The 11730-nt window shown below is 73.5% G+C and carries 9 protein-coding genes; 5 read left to right on the forward strand and 4 right to left on the reverse strand.

Features of this window, described 5'->3' with window-relative positions; genetic code table 11:
* Positions 1-9: 9 nt before the first annotated feature.
* Positions 10-579: a copper chaperone PCu(A)C gene (locus ACFV4P_RS04865; protein ID WP_380467436.1), complete on the reverse strand. Its 570-nt coding sequence runs from the start codon at positions 577-579 to the stop codon at positions 10-12.
* Between the two features lie 128 nt (positions 580-707).
* On the opposite strand from ACFV4P_RS04865, the gene ACFV4P_RS04870 reads away from it, so the two are divergent.
* On the forward strand, positions 708-1271 hold the full coding sequence (locus ACFV4P_RS04870) for a copper resistance protein CopC (protein WP_380467438.1): 564 nt from the start codon (positions 708-710) through the stop codon (positions 1269-1271).
* Positions 1272-1275: 4 nt separating this feature from the next.
* On the opposite strand, the gene ACFV4P_RS04875 is transcribed toward ACFV4P_RS04870, so the two are convergent.
* A complete protein-coding gene (locus ACFV4P_RS04875; protein WP_380467440.1) occupies positions 1276-2556 on the reverse strand; it encodes a nucleotide sugar dehydrogenase in 1281 nt (426 codons plus the stop codon).
* A 520-nt stretch (positions 2557-3076) separates the two neighbouring features.
* Between ACFV4P_RS04875 and mfd the strand changes: the two genes are divergently transcribed.
* On the forward strand, positions 3077-6685 hold the full coding sequence (gene mfd / locus ACFV4P_RS04880; RefSeq protein ID WP_380467442.1) for a transcription-repair coupling factor: 3609 nt from the start codon (positions 3077-3079) through the stop codon (positions 6683-6685).
* Positions 6686-6956: 271 nt separating this feature from the next.
* On the opposite strand, the gene ACFV4P_RS04885 is transcribed toward mfd, so the two are convergent.
* The gene (locus ACFV4P_RS04885; RefSeq protein ID WP_380467444.1) at positions 6957-8780 is read right to left on the reverse strand and encodes a glycosyl hydrolase family 28-related protein; all 1824 of its coding nucleotides are present in this window, start codon (positions 8778-8780) and stop codon (positions 6957-6959) included.
* Positions 8781-8978: 198 nt separating this feature from the next.
* Here ACFV4P_RS04885 and ACFV4P_RS04890 point away from each other — a divergent pair, with 198 nt between their 5' ends.
* Complete coding sequence (locus ACFV4P_RS04890) at positions 8979-9608, forward strand: SurA N-terminal domain-containing protein (RefSeq protein WP_380467446.1); 630 nt, start codon at positions 8979-8981, stop codon at positions 9606-9608.
* A 6-nt stretch (positions 9609-9614) separates the two neighbouring features.
* On the opposite strand, the gene ACFV4P_RS04895 is transcribed toward ACFV4P_RS04890, so the two are convergent.
* On the reverse strand, positions 9615-9803 hold the full coding sequence (locus ACFV4P_RS04895; RefSeq protein WP_380467448.1) for a hypothetical protein: 189 nt from the start codon (positions 9801-9803) through the stop codon (positions 9615-9617).
* A 164-nt stretch (positions 9804-9967) separates the two neighbouring features.
* On the opposite strand from ACFV4P_RS04895, the gene ACFV4P_RS04900 reads away from it, so the two are divergent.
* Together ACFV4P_RS04900 and ACFV4P_RS04905 are read left to right on the forward strand one after the other, a co-directional pair.
* On the forward strand, positions 9968-10996 hold the full coding sequence (locus ACFV4P_RS04900) for a LuxR C-terminal-related transcriptional regulator (protein ID WP_380467450.1): 1029 nt from the start codon (positions 9968-9970) through the stop codon (positions 10994-10996).
* Between the two features lie 192 nt (positions 10997-11188).
* Entirely contained in the window at positions 11189-11587 is a 399-nt protein-coding gene (locus tag ACFV4P_RS04905; RefSeq protein WP_380467452.1) for a hypothetical protein, read from the forward strand.
* Positions 11588-11730 lie beyond the last annotated feature (143 nt).

Genomic DNA, 11730 nt, shown 5'->3' on the forward strand with positions numbered 1-11730 from the left:
GTGCGGAACTCAGCCCTTCGTCATGCCGGGGTTGTAGTCCTCCTTGCCGCCCGCGAACGCCTTGCCGACGGCGGTGAACTTCACCGTCCGGCCGTCGTCGAGGGTCAGCGTGACGGTGACTTCGTCGCCCGGCTTCAGGGGCTGGGTCAGGCCCATCAGCATGATGTGGTCGGCGCCCGGCTTGAGTTCGTGGCCGGAGTTGGCCGGGATGACGAAGCCGCCCGCCTTCGGGCGCATCATCGGCTTGCCGTCCACGTCCGCGACCTCGTGCAGCTCGGTCTTCTCCGCGACGGTGGCGGTGCCGGAGACCACGGTGAGCTGGGCGCCGGTGGTGTTGACCAGGGTGCCGAACAGGCCGGTCATGCCGGAGTCGGAGGCCTTCACCCACGGGTCCTTGACCGTCACCGGCGCCGATTCGACCGTGGCGGACGGCGCGCTCGGGGAGCTCTTGGCCGGGGACGAGTCGCTGCCGCAGGCGACCAGGCCGGACAGGGCTATCGCCCCCGCCGTCGTGGCGAGGACGAGGCGGCGGAGCCGGGGGGAGCGGCCCGGAGCGGCGGGGGCGGGGGTGATCGACATGGGGTGCATCGGCTTTCGGCTCGGGTGCGGGTCGCGTCCCGCAGATACCGCAGTGGTCGGGCCGGGAGGGCAGGAAGTTCCCGGGATTCGTCGGGAACTTCCCGCTCGTCGCGGCCGACCACTGTGCTGTGAAGCCCCGAGTCCCCTCGCTCCTGACGGCCCTGTCGGCCGCCGCGCTGTCCGTCCTGGTGTCCGCGCCCCCGGCGGCGGCGCACGCGCAGCTGCTCTCCTCCGGCCCGGCCGCGGACGCAGTGGTGTCCGAGACGCCGACGGTGGTCACGCTGACCTTCGACAGCGCGGTGCAGCCGGGCTACACCACGGTCGCGGTGGTCGGCACCGACGGGACGGCGTACGCCGACGGCGCGCCGACCGCGGCGGGCCACGACATCCAGCAGAAGGTCGGCCGCCTGCCGCGCGGCCCGATCCAGGTCAGCTGGCGCACCGTCGCCGCCGACGGCGCTCCCCTCCAGGGCCGCTTCACCTTCACCAACGCCGACCCGGCCGCCCCCACCCAGCCCCCGGCCCGCCCGACGACGTCCCCGACGACGACGTCGCAGGCCGCCGCCCCGCCGGCGGCCGGTGGCGACCCGGGGGCCTGGCGGTGGTGGGCGGCGGCCGGCGGGCTGTCGGTCCTGGCGGCGGCCGGCGTGACCGTGCTGGTGCGCCGCTCGGACGCCGCCCGCCGCCCCTGAGGCGTCACAGCACCTCGACCGCGGCCCCCGTCAGGCGGTGGCGGCAGTCCAGGACGTACCGGGCGTGGGCGGTGACGGCGGCGTAGTCGAACTCGTCGTGGTCGGCGAGCAGGACGACCGCGTCGGCGGCGGCGAGTTCCTCGGGGGTGGCCTCGACGCGGTGGACGGTGGCGAGGGGGCCGGCGTCGTGGGGTTCGGCGACGTGGACGCCCGCGACGACGTGCGGGTCGGCGGCGCGGACCTCCGCGCCCTGGCGGGTGAGGAGTTCGACGATCCGGGCCGCCGGGGTCTCGCGGGCGTCGCCGGTGTTCTTCTTGTACGCCAGGCCGAGCAGCAGCACCCGGGAGCCGTTCACGCTGCGGCGGCGCTGGTTGAGGGCCTCGGCGAGCCGGCGGACCACGTAGTCCGGCATGTGGCTGTTGACGTCGTTGGCGAGCTCGACGAAGCGGAACGACTGCCCGAGGGCGCGCTCCACCCGCCAGGACAGGTACGACGGGTCGATCGGCAGGCAGTGGCCGCCGACGCCCGGGCCGGGCGTGAACCGCAGGAAGCCGAACGGCTTGGTGGAGGCCGCGTCGATGGCCTCCCAGACGTCGATGCCGAGGTCGTGCGCGAACATCGCCAGCTCGTTGACCAGCGCGATGTTGACGTGCCGGAAGGTGTTCTCCAGCAGCTTCGTCAGCTCCGCCTCCTTGCAGGAGGAGACCGGCACCGTCCGCTCCACGAGCTGCCCGTAGAAGCCGTCCACGGCGGCCAGGCCCTCGGGCGTGGTGCCGGAGACCACCTTGGGCGTGTTCTCCAGCTTCCACTGCGGGTTGCCCGGGTCGATCCGCTCCGGGCTGTACCCGAGGTGGAAGTCCGCCCCCGCGCGCAGCCCCGAACCGGCCTCCAGCAGCGGCGCGAGCAGCTCCTCCGTGGTCCCCGGGTAGGTGGTGGACTCCAGGACGACCGTCGCCCCGCGCTTCAGGTGCCGGGCCAGCAGCTTCGCGGACGCCTCGATGAACGACAGGTCCGGCGCCCCGTCCCGCAGCGGCGTCGGCACCGTGATCACCGCGACGTCGAAGCCCGCCACGTCGCCCGGATCGGCCGTCGGCAGGTACTGCCCGCCGTCCAGCAGCGGCCGCAGCCGCTCGCCCGGGATGTCCTCCACGTACGACTCGCCGACCGCGAGCCGCTTGATCCGCCGCTCGTCCACGTCGTACCCGACGACCTGGTGCCCCACCTCCGCCGCCCGGACCGCGAGCGGGAGACCGACATAGCCCTGACCTGCGATGACGACACGCATGACGAACCCAACCCCCTGGAAAAGACCCGGTGTCCCCACACCTTCTTCACAAGAGAGTACGGAGCCCCGCCCGCCGCGCGCGGCGCTTCGCGGGAAGTGGTCCGGCGGACAACACGCCGACGCCGAGATCTCGCGGCACCCGCCCCAGGCGGGCGCCGCGAGTCCCGGCGTGAGTGGCACGGGCGCCCCCACCCAGGGTCGCCCGGCCTTCGCACTCCCGACCCCCATCGAGGTGCGATCGCGCGTTCCGCAGCCATCCCCCACGGTTGGATGCGGCCTGCGCTGCTCTCCATCTTGCTCGGCCACCATGGACGGACAGTGACAGGAGTGTGTCGGCTGCATGATCTCTGGACGAGCCCGTACGCATACCGGTGAGTCGCCGGTCGGGACGGCGCGCAGCGTGCCCGGCCCCCGCGCGGCGTAGGCTGGACACCCCCCGGGCGCACCGCGTTCCGGGACTGTCGCGCTGCCCGGCGGCCGTCTGTTGCCGGGCCACTCCCCGCCGTGGAGAACTTGACGTATGAGCCTGTCCGGACTGCTCGATGTCGTCGTACGGGACGCCGCCCTCGCCGAGGCGATCGAGGCGGCCGCCACGGGGCACAGGCAGCACCTCGACCTGGTCGGCCCGCCCGCCGCGCGGCCGTTCGCGATCGCGGCGCTGGCCCGCTCGCTGGCCGCCCGTGCCGACGGGAACGGCCGCCCGGTCCTGGCGGTGACCGCCACCGGCCGCGAGGCCGAGGACCTCGCCGCCTCGCTGCGCTCGCTGCTGCCGCCCGACGCGGTCGCCGAGTTCCCGGCCTGGGAGACGCTGCCGCACGAGCGGCTCTCCCCGCGCTCGGACACCGTCGGCCGCCGCCTCGCCGTGCTGCGCCGGATCGTCCACCCGCGGGCCGACGACCCCGCCGCCGGCCCGGTGCAGGTGGTGGTCGCCCCCGTGCGCAGCGTCCTGCAGCCGCAGGTGAAGGGCCTGGCCGAGCTGGAGCCGGTGGCCCTGCAGCGCGGTGAGCAGCACGACCTGGACGAGATCGCCCGCAAGCTGTCGGCCGCCGCCTACGCGCGGGTCGAACTGGTCGAGAAGCGCGGCGAGTTCGCCGTGCGCGGCGGCATCCTGGACGTCTTCCCGCCGACCGAGGAGCACCCGCTGCGGGTGGAGTTCTGGGGCGACGACGTCGAGGAGATCCGCTACTTCAAGATCGCCGACCAGCGGTCGCTGGAGATCGCCGAGCACGGCCTGTGGGCGCCGCCCTGCCGTGAGCTGCTGCTGACCGACGAGGTGCGCGCCCGGGCCGCCGAACTGGCCGCGCAGCACCCCGAGTTGGGCGAGATCCTGGACAAGATCGCGCAGGGCGTCGCGGTCGAGGGCATGGAGTCGCTGGCCCCCGTGCTGGTCGACGACATGGAACTGCTGCTCGACGTGCTGCCCACCGGCTCGATCGCCGTGGTCTGCGACCCCGAGCGGGTCCGCACCCGGGCCGCCGACCTGGTCGCCACCAGCCAGGAGTTCCTGGCCGCGTCCTGGGTGGCCGCCGCCGCGGGCGCCGACCGGCCGATCGACCTGGAGGTCATCGATGTCTCCGCCGCGTCGCTGTGGTCGCTGGCCGACGTCCGCGAGCACGCCGCGGAGATCGGGCTGCCGTGGTGGTCGGTCAGCCCGTTCGCGACCAGTGACTCGACTGTCTCCGAGATTCTGGAGTTCGATGCCGACACGCTGACGCTCGGCATGCACGCCGTGGAGGCGTACCGCGGCGACACCGCGCGGGCGATCTCCGACGCCCGGGAGCGGCTGGCCGCCGACTGGCGCGTCGTGCTGGTGACGGAGGGCCACGGCCCCGCCAACCGGCTCGCCGAGGTGCTCGGCAACGAGGGCATCCCCGCCCGGCTGGTCGCCGACCTCGCCGAGGCCCCCACCCGGGACGTCGTCCACGTCTCCTGCGGCTCGATCGAGCACGGCTTCGTCGACGAGGCCCTCCGGCTCACCGTCATCACCGAGACCGACCTGTCCGGCCAGAAGTCCTCCACCAAGGACATGCGCCGGATGCCGTCCCGCCGCCGCAACGCCATCGACCCGCTGGCGCTGGCCGCCGGCGACTACGTCGTCCACGAGCAGCACGGCGTCGGCCGGTACGTCGAGATGGTGCAGCGCACCGTGCAGGGCGCCACCCGCGAGTACCTGGTGCTGGAGTACGCCCCCGCGAAGCGCGGCCACCCCGGCGACCGGCTGTTCGTGCCCACCGACCAGCTCGACCAGGTCACCAAGTACGTGGGCGGCGAGGCCCCGACCCTGCACCGCCTCGGCGGCGCGGACTGGGCCAAGACCAAGCAGCGCGCCAAGAAGGCCGTCAAGGAGATCGCCGCCGACCTGATCAAGCTGTACTCGGCGCGGATGGCCGCCCCCGGCCACGCCTTCGGCCAGGACACCCCCTGGCAGCGGGAGTTGGAGGACGCCTTCCCGTACGCCGAGACCCCCGACCAGCTGACCACCATCGGCGAGGTCAAGGCGGACATGGAGAAGTCCGTCCCGATGGACCGCCTGATCTGCGGCGACGTCGGCTACGGCAAGACCGAGATCGCGGTCCGCGCCGCGTTCAAGGCCGTGCAGGACGGCAAGCAGGTGGCCGTGCTGGTGCCGACCACGCTGCTGGTGCAGCAGCACTTCTCGACCTTCGCCGAGCGGTACGCGAACTTCCCCGTCAACGTGAAGGCGCTGTCCCGCTTCCAGACCGACACCGAGGCGAAGGCCGTCCTGGAGGGCCTGTTCGAGGGCTCGGTCGACGTGGTCATCGGCACGCACCGGCTGTTCTCCTCGGAGACCAGGTTCAAGGACCTCGGCCTGGTCATCGTCGACGAGGAACAGCGCTTCGGCGTCGAGCACAAGGAGCAGCTGAAGAAGCTCCGGGCCAACGTGGACGTGCTCACCATGTCCGCCACCCCGATCCCGCGCACCCTGGAGATGGCGGTCACCGGCATCCGCGAGATGTCCACGATCACCACCCCGCCCGAGGAACGCCACCCCGTCCTCACCTTCGTCGGCCCGTACGACGAGAAGCAGATCTCCGCCGCGATCCGCCGCGAACTGCTGCGCGAGGGACAGGTCTTCTACATCCACAACCGGGTCGAGTCGATCGACAAGGCCGCGGCCCGGCTCAAGGACCTGGTGCCCGAGGCGCGGGTCGCCACCGCGCACGGGCAGATGGGGGAGACGCACCTGGAGAAGGTCGTCGTCGACTTCTGGGAGAAGGAGTTCGACGTCCTGGTCTCCACGACCATCGTCGAGTCCGGCATCGACATCTCCAACGCCAACACCCTGATCGTCGAACGCGGCGACACCTTCGGGCTCTCCCAGCTGCACCAGCTCCGCGGACGCGTCGGCCGCGGGCGGGAACGCGGATACGCGTACATGCTGTACCCGCCGGAGAAGCCGCTCACCGAGACCGCGCACGAGCGGCTCGCGACCATCGCCCAGCACACCGAGATGGGCGCCGGCATGTACGTCGCCATGAAGGACCTGGAGATCCGCGGCGCGGGCAACCTGCTCGGCGGCGAACAGTCCGGGCACATCGCCGGCGTCGGCTTCGACCTCTACATGCGGATGGTCGGCGAGGCCGTCGCCGACTTCCGGCAGTCGCTGGAGGCGGGCGGCGCGGAGCCCGAGGAAGAGCCGCTGGAGGTGAAGATCGAACTGCCGGTGGACGCGCACGTCCCGCACGACTACGCGCCCGGCGAGCGGCTGCGCCTCCAGGCGTACCGGTCGATCGCGGCCGTCAACTCGGAGGACGACATCACGCAGGTCCGCGAGGAGCTGACCGACCGCTACGGCAAGCTCCCCGAAGCGGTGGAGAACCTGCTGCTGGTGGCCGGCCTGCGACTGTTCGCGCGGCGCTGCGGCATCGGCGACATCACCCTGCAGGGCACCTTCGTCCGCTTCGGCCCCGTCGACCTGCGGGAGTCGCAGCAGCTCCGACTGAACCGGCTCTACCCGCGCACCCAGATCAAGTCCACCGCCCGGCAACTGCTCGTCCCGCGGCCCGGCTCGGGCGGGCGCATCGGCGGAAAGCCGCTGTTGGGGCGGGAGTTGCTGTCGTGGTGCACGGAGTTCCTGACCACGATGTTCGACGACCTGAAGAGGTAGCAGGGGGCACGAAACCAGGGGCGCGGGGAACTGCGCGAGGCGGAAGGCAGCCAACCGCTGGGTCGCGACGAGGGCAATGACTTGCACTTGATCGCGACCTTGCGGACGGGCCTTGCGCTTGTCGCGCAGTTCTCCCCCAGCCCTAGCGGGCCGGGAGGTACCCCCACGCGCCCCTGTTTTCGTACCCCCTGCCTGCTCGAACTCCTCCTGGAGACCGAACGCCGCCACGGCCCCCACCAACCCGTACGCGACCTGACGCCGGGGGGCGGCCCTAGCGGAGCGCCGCCCAGAACGAGCTGGTCGAGTTGGCGGCCTGGCCGAACGTCACCTTCGCGGGCAGTGCGCCCAGGCCGGTGCCGTACTGGCCGTAGCGCGGCGGCTGGCCGGGCAGGCCCACGTTGATGGCCGAGGTGCTGAGGAAAGCGCCGCGGCCGAACCCGGGGGCGGTGCCGCCGGCGCCGCTGTTGGCGAGGAACGCCACCCAGTACGACCCGGCGGGCAGCACCGCGGGCACGCCCGCGGCCATGGTCAGCGGGACGGACTTCAGGCCGGTCGCGGCCCACGCCGCGCTCTGGTCCGCGCCGGTCGCCAGCAGCGACCCGTCCGCCCCGTACAGGCCGACCTGGTTCTGGCCCGCCGTCAGCCCGGCCCCCGCGCCGGTGACGGCGACCAGCGCCGCCGAGACCGTCTGCGGAGTGCGCAGCAGCACCCGGACCAGCTGGAGCGTCCCGGTCGCCGGCACGCCGGTGCTGCCGATCGCGGACGGGTCGAACGACCAGGTCAGCAGCCCCTGGTCGGCGGGCTGCGGGGTCGGGTCGAGCAGCGGGGTGACGGTGCCCGCGCTGGCGAAGGACAGCTGGTCGGGGCCGCTGCGCAGCCCGTCGGCGGGGCTCCAGACGGTGGCGTTGTTCTGGTAGCTGCCGGTGACCAGGTTCGGGCCGGTGCTCAGCCGGCCCTGCCCGTCCCAGTTGACGGCCTGCCCGCCCGCCGTCGTGGACAGCGCCGCCGCCTGGACCCCGACCGAGGCGGAACGCGCCACGGTGAGGCCGTAGTACGGGGACTCCACCAGCGTGTCCGGCGCGGTGTCGTCGCCCCGGAACGCGGTGACCGCCAGGCCGGTCAGCAGGACGGGGGCGGTGCAGTCGGTGACGCTGACGCCGGAGAACCGGGCGTCCTTGGTGTTGCCGTCCCGGCGGGCGCAGCAGCCGTCGAACTGGACCGCCGCGACACCGCCGATCCGCTCCAGGTGGAAGCCGTCCTGCCCGTTCTGGTCGGTGGTGCAGGCGGTGAGGACGACCGCGCCGATCGGGTTGTCGTCCGTCCACTCGAAGCCGTGCCGCTTGCTGTGCTCGGAACGGCACTGCGCCAGCTGGTTGTTGCTGGAGCGGACGAAGCGCCAACCGGACAGGGCGCTGCCGTGGGCCAGGCAGCCGGTGAACTGGCTGTCCCGGGCGTCCAGTTCGAAGCCGTTCCCGCCGGCGAAGAAGGTGGCGACCTGGCGGAGCCGGCAGGCGGTCGGGGCCGCGCCGCTCGCTGCCGAGAACCGCACGGCGGCGCCCTTGGTCTGCGTCACCTGGACGTTCTCCAGCAGCAGTTGGGAGACCGCGCCGACCACGTCCAGGCCGACCGCCGACCCGGCCGGGGCGTCCGCCGCACGCAGCGTCAGGTCGCGGATCGACACCGCCGTGCTGCCGCCCGACACGGTGCCGTCGAGCAGCAGCAGCTGGTTGCCGGAGAACGACGAGGAGGCGTTGATCACCGTCTCCCGGACGCCGCCGCCCGAGTACCAGGACGAGCCACTGCCCTGCACCCGTACACCGCTCGGGACCTTCAGCGGCGCCGAGATCCGGTAGTTGCCGTTCGGGAGGACCACCACGCCGCCCGGGCCGGCGGCGTTCAGCGCGTTCTGCAGCGCCGTCGTGTCGTCGGCGGCGCCGTCGCCCTTCGCGCCGAAGGCCTCCCGGACGTCGATCCAGCCCAGCGGCCGGGCCGGATCCGCGGCCGCCGCCGCGCTGCCGGCGCCCGCCACCACCGTCGCCGCCCCGAGCCCCGTTCCGGCCGCGGCCAGCCGCAGGACATCCCGTCGCGTCGTCATCTTCCGTGCCCCCCGATAGTCGAACGAGTCGCGGCAGATCATAGGCGGACGTTCGTCCACGGCGGGACGGAACGTTCGGTCCCGGACGGGCGACCGTGCGCGCGGGGTCTGGCACCCGCGGGCGGGGCTGCCTATTGTTCGTCCCAGCCGTGAACGCGAAGCACCACCGGAAAGCGCTCCATCGACCAGGAGGCCCCAGTGATCCGCATCAGCTCCGTCCGCCGACTGCGTGCCGCCATCGGGCTCGCGGCCGCCGCCGCCGCGCTCACCGCCTGCGGCGGGGCGCCGGCGCACCAGGGGGCCGCCGCCACGGTCGGCGACGAGCGGATCACCATCGCCCAGGTGCAGGCGCGGATGACGGCGGTCCGCGAGGGCGGCACCGCGCAGGACGGCGCACCGGCGGCGAACGAGCAGCCCGGGCTGGCCCGGCACGCCGTGAACGACCTGATCCTCGACAAGGTCATCGTCCGGGCACTGGCCGACCGCCGGCTCACCGTCGACGCGGGCGAGATCGGCGCGGCCCGGTCCGCGGACAGCAAGGTCGTGGGCGGCGACGCCAAGCTGGCCGAACTGCTGCGGGTCAAGCAGGGCGTCCCGGCCGCCGGGATCGACGACTTCTACCGCCAGCAGCTCGGCCTCACCAAGCTGGCCGGCGGCCAGGACCCGACCGGCACGGCCGGCGACGCCGCCATCCGCAAGGCCCTGGTGGACGCGGGCACCGCCCTGCACATCAAGGTCAACCCGCGCTACGGGACGTGGGACACCGCCCGGATCGGGCTCACCGACACCGTCGACGACTGGCTGCCGAAGAACGTCCGCCCGCTGTAGGGCCGGTCAGTACGGGTACCGCTGGCAGAGCGGCAGCTCGCAGGAGCCGCCCCAGGAGGTGTCGCCGGACGGCGTCGCGCCGTCCGCCCGCACCGCCGCCGGGTCGGACTGCGTCGCCGCGACCACGGCGGGGGCCGCCCCGGCCAGCGCGAGCAGCAGACCGGCGAACGCGACGGTGCGGGCGAAACGCTTCATGGCGGAGTCCTCCTGAAGACGGCGAAGAGCGAAGGAGATCTTGGTGGCGGGCCCCCGATCCGGGGGCCGGCGCCTGGGAACTAGCATGTCCGGCGCAGGGTGCCCGAACCATCGTGCGGCCACCTCACCAACTGCGCTGGCAGCAAGATGACCGGGGGACGAAGATGGACCTAACGGCCCAAACCCTGTGCGTCGGGGCCGAGTTCGCCCCCGATCCGGCCGACGTCGCGGCCTACGCCTGGGTGCTGGAGCACGGCCGCCTCGACCCCGCCGCCCTGGCCGGACACCTCGCCCGACAGGGCCTCGACCCGGCCGCCGCCGCCACCGCCCTGGACCGGCTGGCCGAGTGGCAGCTGCTCCAGCCCGACCCGGCCGACCCCGGACGCTGCCGGGCACTGCCCCCGCAGACCGCGATCGCCGCGCTCGCCGCCCCCGTCGAGGCCGAGATCCAGCGCACCCGCGCCGAACTCGCCCACCGCCAGGCCCAGGTGGCCGGCTTCCTGCCCTTCCACCGGCAGGCCGCCCAACAGGCCGGCGGGGCCGGCGAGATCGAGGTGATCGCCGACCTGGAAGACGTCCGCGCCGCCCTCGACCGGGCCTCCGCCGACTGCCGCAGCGAGGTGCTCACCAGCCAGCCCGGCGGCGGCTCCCGCGTCCCCGCCGCGATGGAGGAAGCGCTGCGCCGCGACCGCGCCCTGCTCGAACGCGGCGTCCGGATGCGCACCCTGTACCACCACACCGCGCGCTTCAACGGCCCCAGCCAGGCCTACGTGGAGGCCGCCACCGCACTCGGCGCCGAATACCGCACGGCCCACGAGCTGTTCGGTCGACTGATCGTCTTCGACCGCGAACTCGCCTTCCTGCCGCTCAGCGACGGCACCTGGGGCGCGCTGGTGGTCCGCCAGGAAGCCCTGCTCGCCTACCTCTGCGGCATCTTCGAACAGGCCTGGACGCTCGCCCGGCCGTTCGCCGCCGCCGCCGAGGACGGCCTCGAACAGGTCTCCCAGGAACTCGACCGCACCATCGTCCGGATGCTCGCCGCCGGCCTCAAGGACGAGGCGATCGCCCGCCGCCTCGGCATGTCGCTGCGCACCGCGCGCCGCCACATCGCCGACATCATGGACGAGTTGGGCGCCGAGAGCCGCTTCCAGGCGGGCGTCGCCGCCGCGCGGGCCGGCCTGCTCGACGACTGACCCGCGACTGACCCACGGGTGTCACGCGGTCCCGTTACCGACTGCCCGTTACCGACTGCCCGTTACCGCTGCCCCGGGACCGTTCGTCCGGGACCGCCATTCCGTGACTGCCGCCCAACTCCCGTGCCCCGCAGTATTGATGTCAGCGGGGCACACCGGGCCCCACCGGACGGCGGGAACGGAGGTGGCGCAGTGCAGTGGGGACAGGACGAGGACCGTCCGACCGACCCGGAGCGCGAGGTCGTCGCCTTCCTGAACCGCCGGCTCGGCACCGGCCCGGCGCTGCTGTGGACCGAGGGCCGGAGCCCGCGGGCCGCCGCCCACTGGGCGGAGACCCTGCGCCACCGCCTCGGCCGCCCCGTCGAACCCGCCCCGAGCCGGCCCGTCCGGCGGCTCGCCGCACCGGAGGGCAGCAGCCTGCTGCTCTTCCAGCACCACGGCGGAAGCCGGGTGCGACCCACCGGCGCCGGGGCCCGGCAGGGCGTCCGACTGCTGCCCGGCCACTGGCTGCTGCTGCCTCCGGGCTGCGGCTGCGACCTCCAGTGCCGGCCCGGCGCCGAACCCCTGGCGCTGCGGATCCCGACCGCCTGATCCCCGCGCACCACCCCCGCGCACCATCCCCGGGCGAAGCACGCCCCGGGCAGACCGATTCCTCCTGGTTCGTCCCCTCTCAAGAAGGAGCCCTGTCATGGGTGTTCAGAACACCGAGTCCTCGTCGAAGTTCGCCGCGATGG

Origin of the sequence: Kitasatospora sp. NPDC059795, from assembly GCF_042732175.1 — a bacterium.
Lineage (GTDB): Bacteria > Actinomycetota > Actinomycetes > Streptomycetales > Streptomycetaceae > Kitasatospora.

Excerpts from the sequence above, each read along its gene's own strand:
- ACFV4P_RS04885 (WP_380467444.1), bottom strand. The coding sequence starts at position 8,780 with ATGACGACGCGACGGGATGTCCTGCGGCTGGCCGCGGCCGGAACGGGG.
- ACFV4P_RS04900 (WP_380467450.1), top strand. The coding sequence starts at position 9,968 with ATGGACCTAACGGCCCAAACCCTGTGCGTCGGGGCCGAGTTCGCCCCC.
- ACFV4P_RS04875 (WP_380467440.1), bottom strand. The coding sequence starts at position 2,556 with ATGCGTGTCGTCATCGCAGGTCAGGGCTATGTCGGTCTCCCGCTCGCG.
- ACFV4P_RS04895 (WP_380467448.1), bottom strand. The coding sequence starts at position 9,803 with ATGAAGCGTTTCGCCCGCACCGTCGCGTTCGCCGGTCTGCTGCTCGCG.
- ACFV4P_RS04865 (WP_380467436.1), bottom strand. The coding sequence starts at position 579 with ATGTCGATCACCCCCGCCCCCGCCGCTCCGGGCCGCTCCCCCCGGCTC.
- mfd (WP_380467442.1), top strand. The coding sequence starts at position 3,077 with ATGAGCCTGTCCGGACTGCTCGATGTCGTCGTACGGGACGCCGCCCTC.